This is a genomic window from Runella rosea, from assembly GCF_003325355.1.
Taxonomy (GTDB): Bacteria; Bacteroidota; Bacteroidia; order Cytophagales; family Spirosomataceae; genus Runella; species Runella rosea.
Genome location: NZ_CP030850.1, coordinates 1,685,292 through 1,703,789 on the forward strand (window position 1 = coordinate 1,685,292; position 18,498 = coordinate 1,703,789).

20 protein-coding genes are annotated in these 18,498 nt (G+C 45.8%); 4 read left to right on the forward strand and 16 right to left on the reverse strand.

All coding sequences use genetic code 11. From position 1 onward, the window contains the following. Nucleotides 1-27 precede the first annotated feature (27 nt). The 5 genes from DR864_RS07190 to nadA are packed head-to-tail and all read right to left on the reverse strand — an operon-like array spanning nt 28 to nt 2,669. Nucleotides 28-924, reverse strand: coding sequence for a nucleotidyltransferase family protein (locus DR864_RS07190; RefSeq protein ID WP_114066315.1), 897 nt, complete (start codon nt 922-924; stop codon nt 28-30). Between the two features lie 23 nt (nt 925-947). Continuing rightward, nucleotides 948-1,091, reverse strand: a complete 144-nt coding sequence (locus DR864_RS29785; RefSeq protein WP_162793618.1) for a hypothetical protein — start codon at nt 1,089-1,091, stop codon at nt 948-950. After that, entirely contained in the window at nt 1,078-1,491 is a 414-nt protein-coding gene (locus tag DR864_RS07195; RefSeq protein WP_114066316.1) for an ATPase, read from the reverse strand. The genes DR864_RS29785 and DR864_RS07195 overlap by 14 nt, the downstream gene beginning before the upstream one ends. Then, nucleotides 1,485-1,667 (reverse strand): hypothetical protein, encoded by a 183-nt coding sequence (locus DR864_RS07200; protein WP_114066317.1) that lies wholly within the window; start codon nt 1,665-1,667, stop codon nt 1,485-1,487. Before DR864_RS07200 ends, DR864_RS07195 begins: the two co-directional genes overlap by 7 nt. Nucleotides 1,668-1,670: 3 nt before the next feature. Next, nucleotides 1,671-2,669 carry a quinolinate synthase NadA gene (nadA, locus tag DR864_RS07205; RefSeq protein WP_114066318.1) on the reverse strand — a complete coding sequence of 333 codons (999 nt, stop codon included), beginning with the start codon at nt 2,667-2,669 and terminating at the stop codon, nt 1,671-1,673. A gap of 131 nt (nt 2,670-2,800) precedes the next feature. Here nadA and DR864_RS07210 point away from each other — a divergent pair, with 131 nt between their 5' ends. After that, a complete protein-coding gene (locus DR864_RS07210) occupies nt 2,801-3,232 on the forward strand; it encodes a hypothetical protein (protein WP_114066319.1) in 432 nt (143 codons plus the stop codon). 87 nt (nt 3,233-3,319) lie between these two features. Here DR864_RS07210 and DR864_RS07215 read toward each other — a convergent pair whose 3' ends face one another. From DR864_RS07215 to DR864_RS07235, 5 genes are all read right to left on the reverse strand, one after another. Continuing rightward, nucleotides 3,320-3,865 (reverse strand): Uma2 family endonuclease, encoded by a 546-nt coding sequence (locus tag DR864_RS07215; RefSeq protein WP_114066320.1) that lies wholly within the window; start codon nt 3,863-3,865, stop codon nt 3,320-3,322. Nucleotides 3,866-4,000: 135 nt separating this feature from the next. Continuing rightward, a complete protein-coding gene (locus DR864_RS07220) occupies nt 4,001-4,906 on the reverse strand; it encodes a prohibitin family protein (RefSeq protein WP_114066321.1) in 906 nt (301 codons plus the stop codon). Nucleotides 4,907-5,027: 121 nt separating this feature from the next. Further along, the gene (locus tag DR864_RS07225; protein WP_114066322.1) at nt 5,028-6,341 is read right to left on the reverse strand and encodes an NAD(P)/FAD-dependent oxidoreductase; all 1,314 of its coding nucleotides are present in this window, start codon (nt 6,339-6,341) and stop codon (nt 5,028-5,030) included. An 86-nt stretch (nt 6,342-6,427) separates the two neighbouring features. Then, nucleotides 6,428-7,552: a 5-(carboxyamino)imidazole ribonucleotide synthase gene (locus tag DR864_RS07230; RefSeq protein WP_205319271.1), complete on the reverse strand. Its 1,125-nt coding sequence runs from the start codon at nt 7,550-7,552 to the stop codon at nt 6,428-6,430. Between the two features lie 78 nt (nt 7,553-7,630). Then, a complete protein-coding gene (locus DR864_RS07235; RefSeq protein WP_162793620.1) occupies nt 7,631-7,861 on the reverse strand; it encodes a hypothetical protein in 231 nt (76 codons plus the stop codon). 309 nt (nt 7,862-8,170) lie between these two features. Between DR864_RS07235 and DR864_RS07240 the strand changes: the two genes are divergently transcribed. Then, entirely contained in the window at nt 8,171-8,731 is a 561-nt protein-coding gene (locus tag DR864_RS07240; RefSeq protein ID WP_114066325.1) for a collagen-like protein, read from the forward strand. A gap of 21 nt (nt 8,732-8,752) precedes the next feature. Here DR864_RS07240 and DR864_RS07245 read toward each other — a convergent pair whose 3' ends face one another. From DR864_RS07245 to DR864_RS07265, 5 genes are all read right to left on the reverse strand, one after another. Further along, entirely contained in the window at nt 8,753-9,997 is a 1,245-nt protein-coding gene (locus DR864_RS07245; protein ID WP_114066326.1) for a hypothetical protein, read from the reverse strand. Between the two features lie 38 nt (nt 9,998-10,035). Further along, complete coding sequence (locus DR864_RS07250) at nt 10,036-10,692, reverse strand: hypothetical protein (protein ID WP_162793622.1); 657 nt, start codon at nt 10,690-10,692, stop codon at nt 10,036-10,038. 14 nt (nt 10,693-10,706) lie between these two features. Further along, the gene (locus tag DR864_RS07255) at nt 10,707-11,756 is read right to left on the reverse strand and encodes a C1 family peptidase (protein ID WP_114066328.1); all 1,050 of its coding nucleotides are present in this window, start codon (nt 11,754-11,756) and stop codon (nt 10,707-10,709) included. Nucleotides 11,757-12,104: 348 nt separating this feature from the next. Further along, the gene (locus DR864_RS07260; RefSeq protein ID WP_114066329.1) at nt 12,105-12,749 is read right to left on the reverse strand and encodes a response regulator; all 645 of its coding nucleotides are present in this window, start codon (nt 12,747-12,749) and stop codon (nt 12,105-12,107) included. A 55-nt stretch (nt 12,750-12,804) separates the two neighbouring features. Continuing rightward, nucleotides 12,805-14,595 (reverse strand): sensor histidine kinase, encoded by a 1,791-nt coding sequence (locus tag DR864_RS07265; protein ID WP_114066330.1) that lies wholly within the window; start codon nt 14,593-14,595, stop codon nt 12,805-12,807. A gap of 139 nt (nt 14,596-14,734) precedes the next feature. Here DR864_RS07265 and DR864_RS07270 point away from each other — a divergent pair, with 139 nt between their 5' ends. Both DR864_RS07270 and DR864_RS07275 read left to right on the forward strand, forming a co-directional pair. After that, entirely contained in the window at nt 14,735-15,499 is a 765-nt protein-coding gene (locus tag DR864_RS07270) for an alpha/beta fold hydrolase (protein ID WP_114070191.1), read from the forward strand. Next, complete coding sequence (locus DR864_RS07275; RefSeq protein WP_114066331.1) at nt 15,496-16,194, forward strand: SAM-dependent methyltransferase; 699 nt, start codon at nt 15,496-15,498, stop codon at nt 16,192-16,194. Before DR864_RS07270 ends, DR864_RS07275 begins: the two co-directional genes overlap by 4 nt. Before the next feature lie 61 nt (nt 16,195-16,255). On the opposite strand, the gene rho is transcribed toward DR864_RS07275, so the two are convergent. Then, nucleotides 16,256-18,070, reverse strand: coding sequence for a transcription termination factor Rho (rho, locus tag DR864_RS07280; RefSeq protein WP_114066332.1), 1,815 nt, complete (start codon nt 18,068-18,070; stop codon nt 16,256-16,258). Nucleotides 18,071-18,498: the final 428 nt, after the last annotated feature.

The window sequence follows — 18,498 nt, forward strand, 5'->3', positions numbered from 1 at the left end:
AGGACGGTCCGCCGCGCGGTGAGGCTTTTACCACAATTGATTCGGGTACTTCCCCTCCTCATGCAGTTTTTTCAATGCCGCCTGCACGGTGGGTTTATCTTCTGGATAGGTGACGCCAAACCATTCGGAAGCGTTAGGAATGACTTTAAGTTTACCTAAGCCACTCTTAATCAAATGGGTAGCTACTACCGGAATATAAAACTCCGCTTTGGGTGCATTGTAGTTATTGCGGGCATAATCAGAGAAAAGTGTCTGGGTAATGGGGAAAACAGATGGCTTAAAACCCCAAAAATTCATCGAAACGGGCGTTTCGGGGCCAAGTTCGGTAAGCTCGCCGCTTTCTTCAAAATAGATTTTTCCTTCCTGCGGAAAAATTTTGGTGCGCTCAGTCACCACGTCCAAATAACCTTCATCGTTGACTTCACACACCCCCCGCGACACAGTACCGTTTTCCGACAGGGTCTTTTTGACTTCGTACGCAATCAGCGTATGCTCGCTGTCGTCTGCGCTGGTGTTGAGGAAATCCGACACGAGTTGAAAGGCTTCGAGTCCATAAAAATCATCGGCGTTGATGATAGCAAAAGGCGTTTGGGTCTGTTCCCAGCCACACAGCATGGCATGGCCTGTTCCCCAAGGTTTGGCGCGTTCGATTTCTCCTAACTCCACGGGCACGTAGCTTTGGAAGCCCTGAATGGCGTAATCGTAGTCAATTTTTCCTTTGAGTTTGGGACCAAATACTTCTTCAAAATCAGCACGAAGTTCTTCGCGAATAATAAAGACAACTTTGCCAAAACCAGCCCGGATGGCGTCGTAGAGAGAGTAGTCAATGATGGTTTCGCCGTTGGGGCCAAATTGGTCGAGTTGTTTGATTCCGCCGTAGCGGCTGCCCATGCCAGCGGCAAGTATTAAGAGGGTGGGTTTCATTGAGTTAAATTATAGTGACTGAATTACTTCTTTTGAGCCTTAGGTGACACATCATTTGTTAATTTCCTCTTTTTTTCAGCTTCAAGTTCCGCAGGAATATGATGATACGCTTTTAATAAAGCTTTCTCTATCTTTTCAAATAAAGGCTCTCTTCTAATTATTTTCATTGTCCTTGATTTTTAACCAAATATCAGAGTTTTCAACTATAACATTTCCATCGGGCAACTTTTCGGCAATCCTTAGAGGATGCCCTTCGGTATAATCAGAGTTATCAAAAGGTACCCATTTATCAACAATGGGAATAAACAATTCCTTTAAATTTTTTATCCCCTTCCAATATCGCCTTATAACGACCTCATTGGGAATATAATGACCGCCCTGCCTAACACGACGAGCCACTCTTTCAATGGCATGACTGGGTCCTTCCAACCAAAAATAAATCAATATAGCTTCGTATCCCAGTTTCTTAGCTTTATGAACGAGATGAACATACGATTTTGTTGAAAGAGTTGTTTCTATCACAAAACTCTCTACGTTAGCAAGGCATTTCTCAATATCGCTCAGCATTTGCCTACCAGCCCAGCCTGTAAGGCCGCCGATTCGGGTGACAGGGGATTAATTGTAGCGGCGATTAAATCCGCATTTATAAAAGTTGTAACATGAAATACGTCTGGCAAAAGCACTTTAACCGCAGTCGTCTTCCCTGCCCCGTTTGGCCCAGCGATGATGTATAAATCAGGCATCCGTTACAAATTCTTGCTCATCTCCAGCATTCGATTGACGGATTCGTAGGCTTTCAGACGAATGTCTTCTGGAACGGTGATTTCGGGTTGCTCGTACAGAAGGGCGTTGTATAGTTTTTCGACCGTGTTCATCTTCATATACGGACACTCGCTGCACGCGCAGGTATTGTTTTCGGTGGCGGGGGCGGGAATGATTTTCTTGCCCGTTCCTGCTGCTGCCTGTTTCATTTTGTGCAAAATTCCCGCTTCGGTGGCTACTATGAACTCATCATGCGGCGTTTCCGCCACGAATTTCAGAATAGCGGTGGTTGAGCCCACAAAATCGGCCTGAAGCAGGATGTTGTCTTTGCATTCAGGATGCGCTACCAGCAAGGCATTCGGGTATTTTTCACGCAGGGCTTTCAGTTTTGCTTCCGAAATATCAACGTGAACGATACAGGCGCCGTCCCACAACACCATATCACGGCCCGTTTTCTTGGCTACGTACCGCCCTAAATTGGCGTCGGGTGCAAAGATAATTTTTTGGTCTTTGGGCAATTGCTCCACAATCTTGACGGCATTGGACGAAGTCACGATGATGTCGGACAATGCCTTGATTTCGGCCGAACAGTTGATATAAGAAAGTACCAAATGATCGGGATATTGCGCTTTGAAAGCCGCAAACTTATCAGCAGGGGCCGAGTCGGCCAATGAACAGCCCGCGTTCAGGTCAGGAATCACAACTTTTTTTTCAGGGCTAAGGATTTTGGCCGTTTCACCCATGAAGTGTACCCCGCAAAAAACAATCATGTCGGCAGGAGTAGCAGCGGCCTGCTGTGAAAGCCCGAGGCTATCGCCGATGTAATCGGCCAAGTCTTGAATGGCACCATCGACGTAGTAATGCGCCAAAATAACGGCATTTTTTTCTTTACGAAGCCGATTGATTTCTGCCACTAAATCTACTTCTGGCGCAACTGCTTCGCGCACGTATCCATATTTTTGTACTTGTTCAAGGATTTCCATTTTCGTCTGATATTTGGCCCAAACTTACGCAATTTGTTGTTTGATTTTAAGCAGATTTTTGGGTTTTTGGGTTGTTCGTCCTAAGTTAATGACTACTTTGCTGATTATTTAACAAAACCACACCTCTAAAAATGCCTTGGGCAAAATATATTTCAGTCGTATTGGCAAGCATGGTCAAGTTTGTAGCAGGCCCATTGGCAGGGCTGGCACTCAGCCTAAGTTGGTGGGAAACGGCCATTTGCACCGTGGTGGGCATGATGCTCAGCGTGGTTATTTTCGTATTTTTGGGCAGCGCCATTCAACAATTGATGGCCCGCTATCGGAAAACCCAACCCCGTCTTTTTAGCAAGCGTTCACGGTTGGCCGTTAGGGTATGGAAGAAATCAGGGATGACAGGCATTGCCTTGCTTACGCCTCTGCTTTTTACGCCCATCGGCGGTACGTTGATTGCCGTGTCGTTCAAAGTACCCCGCCTGACCGTCATTGCTCAGATGCTACTCTGGGGTACAATTTGGGGCGTCATCATGTCGTTTGGCCTGTTTCAGTTTCGTAGTCTTGTCTAACAATCATTCGAAAAAACAACGGTCTGGCGGTTTTGAACCGTCAGACCGTTAGAAACCGTATGTTTCAGTTTTAGGATTTTTTGAGGATTAAGCAAAAATTGCGTTGGCACTCAACTCAAATTCGGGAAGAATCGGCTGGGCCGAACAAATATCATCATCGGTGCAGATTTGTACGTGCTTACGTGAAGTGTAGACATGAACTGTTTTATTTTCAGGATAAATCAACCACATAACTTTGACTCCTGCTTTAAAATACTCAGCCGTTTTTTCTTCGACTTTATTGGCGTTGTCGGTTCCAGAAATAATCTCTATCACAAATTCTGGTATCTCATCTTCACCTAGTTTCGTTCTTTTTATTTGCTCTTTAGAAAGATATGCTATATCGGGTCTTCTCATTTGAATACCGGTAAGCTGTACATCATATTCTGAAATCAAAGTACCTGATTTCCAAAAACCCTTTTCAATAAAAAGCTGATTCAATACCTCGTAGATAAAAACCTGTGTTTTATTCATGCCCACAAATTTGATAAGCTCGCCGTCATTCCATTCGTATTTGTAGCCATCTTCTGGCTCCCACGCCATAAACTCTTCCAAGGTTTTGGGCAGAACTGCGGTATCTCTTGCTTCTATCATTGGTTTGCCGTGATTATTTTATTCAAAAATAAAATATATTGGCCAGTTTCCAAAACATAGGAAACCAGCCAATAATTTAAACGTTCAATATAAACGATTTGGGCGGAGGGCAGAGGTAAACCCTGCCTCTACCATTTATTTATCGCCTAAAATCACGGGTACATTGCCTTTGCCTCCCATGATGATAATCTTGGCGTTGGACGACGCAGCCAACTCTTTTTGGGCCTTGATTTGTTCGTATTGCAACTGACGGTCGGTCAAACTTTCGGAAATAATGCGCTGATAATCCGCAATTCCCTGCGCTTCCACACGTTTACGCTCGGCTTCCTGTTTTTCTTTGCTTAGCACAAACTGCATTTTCTGCGATTCCTGCTCGGCATTGATTTTTGACTCAATGGTTTTTTTGACCGACTCGGGCAGGTTGATATTCCGAATCAATACGTTTTCCAGAAAAATCCCACGGGCTTTAAATTCCTGTTCAATTTGCTTAGAAATACGCGCCTGAAATTCATCACGCTTGGTCGAGTACAATGCCACCGCGTCGTAATTAACGGCATTGTCACGGATGCGCGTGCGGGTAATGGGCCGTACGATTTTCTCCACGTACGTAGGTCCGATCTCGCGGTAAATTTTGGGCGCTTCAGAAGGAATAACGCGATAGAGAATCGTTAAATCTATTTCAACCTGAAGTCCGTCGGCCGTCAGAATACGGATCGCGTCGTCGCCTGTTTTATCCCCCTCATCATGTACGGCCGACATGGTATAATTTTGGGTTTTGGTATCCAATAACGTAACATCCACGAGCGGGTTAACAAAATTCAAACCACTGCTCAATACGGTATTGCTTACCTTTCCAAACAGGGATTGAATCCCCACCGAACCCGCATCAACCTGCTTGATACACGACGTAAGAACCCCGAAAATGGCCAAAACAACACCCGCCACCTTGACAGGACGGGAAAATTTGGCAAACGCCAACGATGGAGTATTGATCGCAAAGCCTGCTATGACCAAAATCACTCCGATAACAATCAGAAACATAATAGTTTGGGTTTAAAATTCACCCATAAACGTACACGTTTTCTGGTCTGATTGTACACTATATTGAGGATAGGCTACGGCACGACAGAACTGGTAAAAAAGCAGGAAGAAAGGCAAGAGCCTACACGATTTCTTTTACAACATCAGGTTCTTTTTCTTTCAAAATTTTAGGTTTAATAATCAACCGAAGGGATTGGTCGTAGGTAGCGTAATTCCAGAGCCAGTTGATAAAAATTAACAGACGATTTTTAACGCCAACAATCGAGATAAGGTGCACAAACATCCAAGTCAACCACGCAAAAAATCCCTGAAACTTCCAGAAAGGCAGGTCTACCACGGCAAGATTGCGGCCCACGGTCGCCATCGAACCTAAGTCTTTATAAACAAACGGTTTCATTTCCTGCCCCTTTAGCATTCGTACCAGATTTTTGGCGAGCAATTCGCCCTGCTGCATGGCAGGCTGCGCCAATTGAGGGTGCCCATTGGGATATTTTTCTTCAGTCATCAAAGCCAAATCTCCCAACGCAAATATGTTTTTCGTGCCTTCAACCTGACTGAACTGGTTCACTTTTACCCGACCTCCCCGTACGATAGAAGCCACCGGAATACCCTCAATAGCGTTGGCCTTAACGCCCGCCGCCCAAATTAGGTTGTTGGTACGGATGCGGTCGCCCGTATTGGTGGTGGCGTATTTTCCGTCAAAATCAATGATTCTAACGCCCAGACGCAGATTGACGCCCAAATCGGTCAAATACTGCTTGGCTTTTTTAGACGCTTGGTCCGACATCACTTCCAGTACTTCGGGCGATGATTCGTACAGGTAAATCTGCATCGAATCGAAGTTTAATTCGGGATAATCTTTCGGCAAAATATGCCGTTTCATTTCGGCCAATGTACCCGCCACTTCTACGCCCGTTGGCCCACCACCCACAATCACCACGTTCATCAGGCCGTGACGTTCTTCAATGGTCTCCACACTGAGGGCATCCTCAAAATTTTGTAACATTCGGTTACGCAGCGCCAACGCCTCCGACACCGACTTCATGGGCATGGCATTTTCGATCATGTTTTTCATGCCAAAAAAGTTGGTATCTGCGCCCGTTGCCAATACCAAAAAGTCATATTCAACGGGTCCGAGTTTTGTTTCAATGACGTTGGATTCAGTATCAATTTTCACCACTTCCGTGACCCTGATATGAACGTTATTCTTCGATTGAAATACTTTACGCAGCGGAAAAGAAATAGAACTCGGCTCTAATCCCGCCATGGCTACTTGATAAAACAGCGGCTGGAATTGGTGGTAATTGTTTTTATCAATCAGTACAATCTGTAAATCAGAACGTTTTGAAAGCTCACGCGCAAGCACAAGCCCACCAAACCCTGCGCCCACGATTACGACGCGCTTGAGTTCAGTTTTGGGGAGATTGGGTGTCATTTTTAAATTGGCAGTTTATAGTCGGTATGTCACGGCAAATGTGCCGAAATCTATTTTTTAAACACATCCAATCCAACGTTGGTTCGTTATTTGGTCACCACTTTCAACGCCCCTCTCACCCATTCGGCTTTTTCTTTCAGCTTTGCCAAATTACTATCCGTCACGGTAATATGGCCCATTTTACGGAAAGGCTTGGTGATTTTTTTGCCGTATAAAAACGGAAATACGCCATGGGTAGCCAGTATTTCTTCCATCCCCTCATAATGCGCCGGGCCAGTGTGGCCTTCTTCACCGAGCAAATTAACCATGGCGGCAGGCGTGTAGGCCGTAGTATCGCCCAACGGAAAGTCTAAAATAGCCCGCCAATGCTGCTCAAACTGCGAAGTAAAATTGGCGCGAATGGTGTGGTGGCCACTGTTGTGCGGGCGCGGTGCTACCTCGTTAATAAGCACTTGGCCGTCTTTGGTCAAAAACATCTCCACCGCCAAAAGCCCCACAATACCAATGGCTTGCGCGGTTTTTTTGGCCAATTCTTCAGCTTGTCTTTCGATTTCAGGTGAAATATCGGCAGGGGCAAAAAGATACTCGACTAAGTTGGCTTCAGGATGGAAAACCATTTCGACCGTTGGAAATGTAGCTACTTCTCCCCTTTCATTTCTGGCCACAATCACGGCCAATTCTTTGTCAAAATCAACGGCTTTTTCCAGTAACCCTGGCGCGTCAAACGCCTTATCAAAATCAGCGGGCGAAGCAATTCGCTGCACACCTTTACCATCGTATCCGTCTTTGCCTAACTTGTGAAAAGCGGGCAGAAAATCGGCATAATTACGCACATCTTCGCGATTTGCTGTCAGCACAAAATCGGCGGTAGGGAGGCCATATTCACGATAAAATTGCTTTTGTAAGCGTTTGTCCTGAATCAATCGAATGACGTGCGGCTGCGGAAACACTTTTTTCCCTTCGCGTTCGAGGGCTTCCAATGCTTCCACGTTTACTTTTTCAATCTCAATGGTCAGCACTTCCACATCCTGCCCGAATTGATACACTGCGTCATAATCCTGCAACGAGCCTTCCACAAACTCAGGCGCAATGGCAGCGCAGGGCGCATCGGCAGCGTCTAAAATCTTGACGTTTAAATTCCAGTCAATCGCGGCTTGTAGCAGCATCAGGCCCAATTGGCCACCACCTAAAACGCCTACTTTTTGTTTAATGTCAAACACGTTTTTTATTATTTGTTATTTGTAAACTTTGGACAGAAGTAAATCCTGCCCTTACCTGCGTCCTGTAACCTAATCGTCCAATTCATCCGGGTCGTTGACCTCAAACCACTCATAAATAGCCTCTTCTGCCATTTTCAGGGCTGCGTCGAGGTCTTTTACTTTTTTGGGTGATTCAAAAACCGTTCCCGTTTCATCAATACAGCGGACTGTTCCTTCGGATCCTTCCAATTTTCCAAACTCTACTTTTCCGTACGTTTCTGCCCAACGGTAGAGGTACGGATATGCTTGCTGTAAGCCCATTTTTTCTGATTTTTGGTTTGGGCGCAAAGATAAGCAGATATGAACTGAAGAGAACAATTTTCGGCAAAATCTGAGCAAAGCTAGAAACGTGCAGGTGAACTAAACCAATAGCTATATTCTCTTTCAGTGTTGTAGGATAGCTAGCATAGATTTGGAATTATTTATGACAGCGTTTCTAAATATCTTTCAGAAATACTCGTTAATCTTGCAAAAATGATTGCCGTCTTTTATCATATCTTCCACAAGACCTTCAGGATATGAATCACTTCAAAACTCGTCTCCCTGAAGGTGGGAGCACTCTCTAACATCATGAAAATTTTCAATTATTTATCGCTTGCATTAGTGCTGTTTGTTGCGGCTTGCGCTGGTCCCCAAGGTGATCAAGGGCCCGTCGGGCCTCAAGGGCCTGCTGGGCCTAAAGGCGACCCAGGGACGACAGGCGGAACGGCCTTTTATTCAACCAATTGGGTGTCGGTTTCCAAACAATCTTTCATTACCAACTACAAAAAGACCGAGCGTTATTCTACCATTGGATTGCAAGGAGGCGCGATTCAGACGTACTTGACCCAAAAAACGATGGATGGCGGCATGGTATTTCTTTATAACCGCACCGCCGCCAATAAAGCGTTTGTAAACGCAGTGCCTTGGGACACGTATTTCAACGATGCCCACGTAACCTACTCTTTTGCCATGGAACCTGGCCTCATTTCTGCTTTTATTTCTTTTTCCAAGGATGTTGACGTAAACCAATTCTTTGTCGATGAAGAGTTTCGGGCGGTTATCGTTCCGCCAGCCACGGGCGCACGCCTTGGCCACGTCAATTGGAAAGATTATAATGAAGTCAAAAAAGTCCTTAACCTGAAGGATTAATACCCAACAAGCTAGCCCGCGTTATCGACAACTCGGGCTGGCTTGTACAAAGTATTTTTTGTTGTTCAGCAACACACTCGTTCCGTTGGGTGCCGTTGCCACCGAAAACCGAGCAGTATTTCCGTTGCGGTAATTAAAAATCAAAATTACCTGATTGCCTTCCGCACCCACACGCCACGTACCCGAGCCACCGCCTTGCGTCACGGCCGAGAAATCACCCCCGAAGCCGCCCGAACTACTCGCCGACGTATCTCCCCCCGAAATAAAAGTGCCGTTGGAACATAAATCAAAGGTTTGTTTTTCGGAATAACCACTTGCCGTATAGAAATACAATAACTGCTTACCATTGAGCCGATTACGCCATTGCTCGGCGGCGGGAGAGGTTTGTGGTTTGCTGAAGGCCGCACTCGCCGCCATGGACTTGAGCGTTTGCGGCAATTCGGTTGTGTGCTCAGAACGCGGTGCAATGGTTGTGAAGGTGACCCCACCCCCGTAGGGTGACAACAAGGAGAGGATTGTCAACACAGCGGGCGTACCCTGCATGGTTCCGTCGTAGGTGGCCAACACGCCGTTGGATCCATAACGCTCTTTTCGAACCTTCAAATAGGTATTGGAAGCGGCATCATTTTGATCATAAATGTCATTTAAAATGGCCTGAATCGTTGGATACGCATGAGGAGAAACCGACAAAACAGTCTGTTGCCCCGAGCGTAAGAAAGAGTACCCACCGTTTTCTTGCCCCTGCAAATTCCAGCCAGCAGGGCTATTAAAGCTGTATCCTGAAGCACTCGTGTACATTTTCCCAGAAGCTCTTGCGGCCGTTGGCGTGGTGACCTGAGGCTGAGCAGGTTGCGCCGCTGCCGTCGAAGGGCTGGTACTTGGGGCATTGGAAAAAGAAGGCGTCACCGAAGTCCGTTTCATTGGAATGGTCACTCCCTGCGTAGTGATAAAATATTCTCCCAACAATTTTCCAAGCGAAAACTCAATGTCTTGTCCGTTATCAGAATAGGTCCCAGATACCCCCGCCACTACTCGATTGGCCACACAGTTATAGCGTTTTCCCTCGGCAACAAACACGCCTTCATAGCGATTGTTGCGCTGTGTAATGTTGAGTAAAATATCGGCCTGTTCGGCCTTGAAAGTTCCAACGTACGGGTCTGGATTTTGCGCAAAAGTCAGGAATTGAATACTTCCTCCACAAACTAATATAAGCACCCAAATGGATACTTGGACGGAAAAACGTTGAATGAACGCGTATTTATTCATCGGGTAGAAAGATTTAGTTCTGCTTTTAAATATATACCTCATTGCACATTGATTCGAACGTGGTCAGAAGAAATTTTTTCACCGCTTCGCAGGGTCACCGTCACGCGCAGGTATTTGTGGGCATTTTGGGCAATCATCCTCATTCCATTAGCTTTGAATCGAAACGAATAAGGCGGCTTACGTTTATTATCAGGCCAATCCAGCCGACCAATAGGCTTTTCTCCCGGCAGCCCTGGGCGATTTTCGATGATTTCAACGGGGATTTTGAGCATTTCCTGACGCAGTTTTTTGGTAGCCGCCAATTGCGGACGAATAAAATCAGCATCGTCCACCAACTGAGGCGGTGCAGTCGTTAACGTCGGGGCGGTATAAAGGCCCAACCACCCTAAATAAGCATCTGGGGGGCAATTATCGGGGGTTGAAGATGCCCTCAAACAATTGGGCGACATTCGCGCCGCTTCCACATAAATGTACTGCACTTGGTCTCTAAGAAAGCGAGCGTCGTTGCTTTTCAGGACCACTTCCACCGTCAGTGGGTCGTTTTCGCTGATGGTTTCCGCGCGGGCTCTACTCAGGCAACGGTTAGGATTGTTGGTCAGACAAATGCTTACTTTCTCAAAGGGAACATCTGATTGAGCATTTAAGGATATTTGCCCAAAAGTGAGCAAAAACATCCCAAGAATGAATCTTTTCATTTTGGGGATTGGGGCTAGTTGTTGGTCCACGTTTTTTTTCCGCTTACCCAAACAGAATTAAACCCGATGCCATTGTGGCGGTATTTTACCCACGCGTAGCCGTCATTTCCCCAACCCGTTCCCCACGAATTACGAACCAACCACGCCCCTTTGTTGTTGTCCCAGCCCACAATGACCACAGCATGATTGACGTCTTCGGACTTGAAATCCTGCGGGGTAATTTCGTCAAACACTTCGTCTTCGTTACCGCCATAGCTGCAAAATGCATCCGTTGCCACAATACCGCAGGTCACTGCACCATAGCGTAGGATGGCCCTTTTGATGGCCGTGGCATCGTCCATATTAAAGGGATTTGCATCCAACCACGACCACGCCAAAAGTTTGTGTTTCCGTCGCGGCACATTGTCGCGGCAACGGTTAGTATCACGGGCATCGTATTCATAACGGGTTTCGTACAATACCCCAAACAACTGCATATAGGTCATTGCCCCTTCCGAGAAAAAACCTGAGCAACCATCAAACGCAGGCGTAGCGCAGTCAACGAGCTGTTGTTCAGCCAAATTGGTGCTATAATTGTATTTTTTACGAAAACTTATTTCGGCTGCTCCACAGGCCGCAAAGGCCCAGCAGCTTCCGCAACTTTCCTGATTTCGGATGGCGGGGAGGTTAGGAGTTCTAAATACTGGTGGCGGCGGGGCCGACGAAAAAGTGGTCACATTGCCCCCTTCTCCCGATTCGCTCAACGATTTATTAGCGGCCTCTATTTGCTTTTGCATTTTATCGGCCGTTAATGTTTTGTCGACTTTATAACCCGTAATTTTGGTCAAATCGGCTCCCAAAACCGAAGTGATTCGGGGCGTAAACGAAAACTTTTTGGACTGGGCCTGCGATTTCAACTGAGTTAGTTTGTTTTTCTGCAAAGGCGAAGCATTTTGCATCAGCAGCTGTAAATTCACTTTCTTCACGGGAGTTTCTGGCTCTTGCTCTTCTTCCTCTTGGGCATAACCACCCAAAATACTTCCCAAACAAAGTAACAGAACGGGCAACAAAACATTGAATTTCATAAGCAGCTTGGATTTAGAGTATTCATTAGACGATTTTGAATGACTCAAAAGTAGTGCTTTCTCTAAGCCCTGTAAACTACTAAATCAAGTAGGCAGAAGGCAGAATTGGGGCAGACGTAAATACAACAAGGGGCAAACGTAAATACAACAAGAGGCAAACGTAAATACAACAAGAGGCAGACGTAAATACAACAAGGGGCAGACGTAAATACAACAAGGGGCAGACGTAAATACAACAAGGGGCAGACGTAAATACAACAAGGGGCAGACGTAAAGCCTGCCCCTACATAACATTTTACATTTATTATTTTTCTATTTTTCGGTTAGAAATAATATCAAAACCTGCCCCTACGAACTGGTCAGTTGCTGACGAAGAGCTTTAGAAATGGCCTCAGTGGCCGAGTTAACGTGAAGTTTACGGTAAATATTTTTGAGGTGAAAATTGACGGTAGAGATGCTTATCTTGCATTCATCCGCAATCAATTTATAGCTCAATCCCCTCACCAAACACCCCAGTACTTTTTGTTCTGTCGGGCTGAGCTCATGATATTCTTCCTTGGGAGCGGCAGTGTTTTGCCCCTGAAACATCGTCAATACTTTCCGGGCTATCACGGGTGACATGGGCGCTCCGCCCTGCGATACCTCAATGATGGCGTCCAAATAACGTTCGGGAGAGGCATCTTTTAAAATATATCCCGAAGCGCCCGCACAAATCGCCGCAAAAATGCGCGCATTGTCTTCAAAAACGGTCTGCATTAAAATCTGAATCTCTGGAAAGCTCGCCTTAATGGTGCGCACCGCCTCAATGCCCGATATGCCTGGCATTTGAATATCCATCAGCACCACATCGGGTCGGTCGCGTTTCATGACTTTCAAGGCATCATTTGCATTGGCATAAGCCCCCGTCATAAACAATCCTTCACTGTTTTCGATGGTTTCAGACAGGAGTTCCCGAATTTCTTTTATATCCTCAAATAGCGCAACACGTATCATATTGGGTGGGTTTATCATCGGTAAATTTGGTGATAAAACGTATGTCTGTCAACTGTTAATTTAAGTAGGCCGACCCCCGAAAAGTCAATTGTATATACGTACCTGATTCGGGCGATGATTGAAGTAATAAATCGGCTCTGAGCGCTTCTGCCCTTTTTTGAAAGTTTTTAAGTCCATTGCCATCTGTGGCCTTCGCAATATCAAATCCATGCCCATTATCGCTGATTAACAGTTTCAAAACTCCATTTTTCTTTTCGAAATGCACTTTTGCGTGCATTGCTCCTGAATGTTTGGCGATGTTGTTGACAGCTTCCTTAAAAAATAAAAACAAATTGCGACGCTGGTCGATGGGAAACTGTTCATTACGAAGATTATCATCAATCAAAAGTTCAAATTCAATCTGTCGGGCTCCGAACGTATCCTGCGCAAACGTCACCATCCGGTCCACCCACTCTTCGGAGGTATCGTTGTGGGGATTAATTTCCCAAACTGCCTCCCTGACCAAACGCATTGCTTCGCGGGAGCGCTCACTGATTCGCCCAAACATTTCGGCCAACTCGGGGTCTTGCTTCTGTGCTTTTCGCCGATTAAGTTCCGAAAGCATCGTTAAACTGCTCAACGAAGCCCCCAAATCATCGTGTAGATTGATTGAAATCTCATCTCGCACCTGTTGCTGACGGAGTTTTTCGAGTTGCATTGACCGTAGCCGATACCCCAATGCCAGCGAAAACAAAACGATTTCAAACATAGACCCCGCCATTAGGTAATAATCCTGGTTGTCGGCGGGAATCCATCCCAGATTTTTCATCCCCACCACCAACACCGCCACCGAAAGCGTACCCGAAGCCACCAAATACAATTGCGCCATTTTGGAACCCGCCCACGCCAAGCCTATGGCACTGTAACACTGAATTCCAACCATGATGGCAGCGGCGGTAATAAAAACCACGTTGATGTACGAATTATACCAAAACAGGCAAGCTGCAAAACCCACGGCAAATACATAAGCCGCGGTTTTCATGAACAGTTTCAACCAAGGAAAGCGTTTGTACGGCTCCAAAAAAGAAAGTGAGAAGAACGTAAGAAATACGCCAGAGATACCCAAAAAAAAGATGTGGGAGCGGTCATTAAACACGGCGTTACTCCAAATATACTGATAGCCAAAACCGTACAAACAAAATTGAAAAGCTCCAAAAAAAAGCACATAAAGACAATAATGTCCGTAAATTAAATCACGGGTCACAAACCATAAAAAGAAATTATACAGCGTAATGAGCAAAATAAACCCAAAATAAATCCCCCAAATAAGGTTTTTACCTGACAAATGCGCATACAGTTGGCGCTCTTCCCAAAACGTCAGCGGAAATTTTAAATCCTCGGACGAAACCGCCCGCAAATACAGGGTATAGGATTGATTTGACGCCAAAGGGAGATTGAAAATAGGGCTTCGATCAGGGATAGAATAAGCGTCAAAAGGTAATGCATCCCCTAACTTTTGGGCGTATACCATTTTTTTCTCCTGAAACACATACAAGATCACGTCGTTCAAGCGGGGGTTGTCAATTTCCAAATACCACTTGTTTTCTCCCTTTTTCAGCACATTTATTTTCACCCAAACGACCGAAGCGGTATACCCACTGTTGGGGATGGTAGACATCACTCTTTTAAAAGGTATTTTTTGAACGGTTTGAATTGTATAAATCCCCTCCGAATCTTCCAGAACTCCGCAATTCAATCCCACTGAAACCGATACTTTTGAGGAACCTAGTTCAATACGTTCCTGAGTTAGGGCGGGTATATTGATGAGCCAAATTAAAAAAAGTAAGGTAGCAATTCTGGTATTCATTTGTGCTAATCAAAAAGTAACTTTTCAATACTTTCCAAAAGTTACTAATTTTGTTCATATACCAATCAAATACGTTGGTTGTAGCCAATATCCCCTTTTGCGGGGATTTAGCCAGTATCACAACGATTTCACACAATCCATGCAACTTTTCTTTCGTCAAGTCGGGACAGGACGTCCCATGATTATCTTGCACGGCCTCTTTGGCTCCTGCGACAACTGGCTCACTATCAGCAAAGTAATTGCCGACCAGGGCTTTTCGGTTTACGCTATCGACCAGCGCAACCACGGGCGTTCTCCACACGCTCCTACGCATTCCTACCCTGAGTTGGCTAATGATTTACACGAATTCATCCAACAGCAGGGACTGGAAAAACCTATTTTGGTTGGACATTCCATGGGAGGAAAAACCGTTATGCAATACGCCATGCAGTATCCAGAGGCTTTTAGTCATCTGGTGGTCGTCGATATTGCCCCGCGTTCATACCCAGTACACCACGCCGAAATCATTGCGGGTTTAAAGGCCATACCACTGGCTTCCTTGCAAAGTCGTAACGAGGCTGATGCAATTTTGAGTCAGTACGAGTCAATTCCTTCGGTACGGCAGTTCTTGCTCAAAAACCTCTACCGCAACGACGATGGCATTTTTGCCTGGCGACTCAATTTGTCGGTCATTGAAGCAAACATCGAAATCATCGGGCAAGACCTCCTCAACCCGCGCATTGTGACCGAACCCACGCTCTTTATGCGCGGAGAAAAATCTGGTTACGTTAGGGATAAAGACCTCCCCACCATTCAGCATCTTTTTCCTAACTCCACCGTTGACACCATCGAAGGCGCAAGCCATTGGGTGCAGGCCGAAAAGCCCGAAGCATTTGTGCAATCGTTGGTTAACTTTTTACAATGAAATTATTTCTGATTCCCACGCCCCTCGCCGACGATACCTCTGCCGATGTACTCTCTGCCCAAGTCTCCGAAAGCGTCAAAAATCTTGATGTATTTTTCGCCGAAAACCTACGCACCGCCCGGCGTTTTATTAGTGGCCTTAAACTAGGAAAAGTCATTGATAGCCTGACTTTTTACGATCTCAACAAAGAAACCCCCGAAGCCGAAACCTTGGCCCAACTGAAAGCTTTGCTGAAAGAGGGAAAAAATGCGGGGATATTATCAGAAGCAGGCTGCCCAGGCGTGGCCGACCCCGGCGCAACCGCCGTGAAGATAGCGCATCAACTCAACATCGAAGTGGTACCGCTGGTGGGGCCATCCTCGTTGTTGCTCGCCCTGATGGCTTCTGGATTGAATGGTCAATCGTTTGTGTTCCACGGCTATTTGCCCATTGAACGTGCCCAACGGGTAAAAACGATTAAGTATTTGGAGAAAGAGGCTATGTCGCGCAAACAAACTCAACTGTTTATCGAAACGCCTTACCGTAACAATCAGGTAATGGAAGATTTACTGATTCATTGCGAGCCTACGACCCGCCTCTGTGTAGCCTGTAACCTGACGGCTCCCGACGGATTTGTCAAAACGCTTTTCGTCAAAGACTGGAAAAATAAAACCTACGATTTGCACCGAAAACCTACGGTATTTTTGATTGGCTAAAAACACGCAGAGCCGCAACGTGTTGCGGCTCTGCTGTTAATGAAAAATCCACTTGTGTAGCTTATCGGTTCATCGAAACCAAAAACTCTTCGTTGCTTCGGGTACCTTTCATACGGTCGAGCAGGAAGTCCATGGCTTCGTTGGGGTTCATGTCAGACAAGTGCTTACGCAGAATCCACATACGTTGTAGGGTTTCTTTGTCAAGCAACAAATCTTCCCGGCGCGTTCCTGAAGCCATCACGTCAACGGCAGGATAAATACGTTTGTTGGCCAAACGACGGTCAAGTTGGAGTTCCATGTTACCCGTTCCTTTGAATTCTTCAAAGATTACTTCGTCCATTTTTGAACCCGTATCAATCAAGGCCGTGGCAATGATGGTCAACGAGCCACCGTGCTCCACGTTACGGGCCGCCCCAAAAAAGCGCTTGGGTTTGTGCAATGCATTGGCATCTACCCCACCCGACAGGATTTTACCCGAAGCGGGTGTAACGGTATTGTATGCCCGTGCCAAACGCGTAATTGAGTCTAGCAAAATAACCACATCGTGGCCGCATTCTACCATTCGTTTGGCCTTTTCGAGCACCATACCCGACACTTTGACGTGACGGTCGGCCTGCTCGTCAAAGGTAGACGAAATCACTTCCGCCCGCACACTGCGCTGCATATCGGTCACTTCCTCAGGGCGCTCGTCGATGAGGAGGATAATCAAATAAATTTCGGGGTGATTGCGCGTAATAGCGTTGGCTATCTCTTTCAACAACACGGTTTTACCCGTTTTGGGTTGGGCCACAATCATACCACGTTGGCCTTTACCGATAGGGGCAAACAAGTCCAACACCCGTGCCGAGTAGTTGTCGGCTTTGCCACTCAACTTAATGTGTTCTTCTGGGAATAACGGCGTTAAATATTCAAACGGAATACGGTCACGGATTTCTTCGGTGGTTTTTCCGTTGACGGTTTCGACGCGAAGCAAGGCAAAATATTTTTCACCTTCTTTGGGCGGTCGCACTGACCCACGAATGCTATCACCCGTTTTCAAACCAAAAAGTTTGATTTGTGACGGTGATACATAAATGTCATCCGGGCTGGCGAGGTAGTTATAATCGGCTGAGCGCAGAAATCCGTACCCACCATCCGACATAATTTCGAGCACTCCTTCGTTGACGATAAGTCCGTCAAATTCTTTTACGTAGTTGTTATACTGACGTTTGATTTTGTTGTGGACATCGTCGCCACGGTATTCACGCGGTCGTTCTTCGGGTTTGGGTGGGCCTACCTCCGCTACCGGCTCTACTTCGAGATTTTCCGTAATAAAAGAAGTATCTAAGAATTCTTCTTCGGGCAAATCAATTTTGAGATCGCCGAAATCTTCTCCTTCTTCCATCAACGAAGCGGGTACCATTTCTTCCGAAACAGGAGCAGGTACTTGAGGAACAGCCACTTCCGCGGGGGCATTGAAAAAGGAAAGTTCAGGCTCTTCTTCTTTTTCTTTTTGTATTCGTTGGCGCTTTGAACGTTTATCGAAGTTGTCTGACACAAATGAATGAGATTGCGGACGTTTGTGAGCAATAGGCATCTGCTTTACTGGCTCCTCTACTTTTTTCACCACTTTTTCTTCAGCTACGGGTGCCGAAGGAATAGGCAGTTCTTCCGCTTTAGGAACAGAAGGTGCAGGGGCAGGTGTACTGCTAGCCGGTTTACGAACGCGCTTGGGCGGGATAACAGCTTCGGAAGCCGCTGATGCCGTTTGCTGTTCGAAAATTCGGTTAATGAGGTCTTTTTTAGAATACTTGTTTTGGTCTTTGATACCGAGTTGTTCGGCAAGTACCCGTAGCTCGGACAGGAGCTTGAGGTTAAGATCGTCAATGCTGAGCATAAAATAGAGGAGAGTAAAGAGAATCTTTACGCAAGAAAATTGTTGACTATTAAGTGTTTAACAATTAGAGAGCAAACCAGGAAAATATCTGAATGTAAGCTGAAACTGAACAAGAGAGGCGGTATTTTAATGAACCGGTATCAGATTGTAACCGCAGTACTGCCAGAAAGTTTCGCAATGATAACTCTTTAACGTGATTGTGTCAAGAAAATTTTCAGCTATTATTAATTTTTTGAAGAGATAAGTTAAATTTTTGGTAAAATATTACCGCTTATCCTTCCTTCAAGTGCTATTTCTTGAAAACTCACTAACTTTGCAGCCGTTTTAAAAAAAGATAGTTAAACGTTAAAGTTTAACAGGTAATCAGAAAAAAGCAACAAGCTGATTTACTGCTAACGGACAACGTGTAACATATAACGTCAAAACCA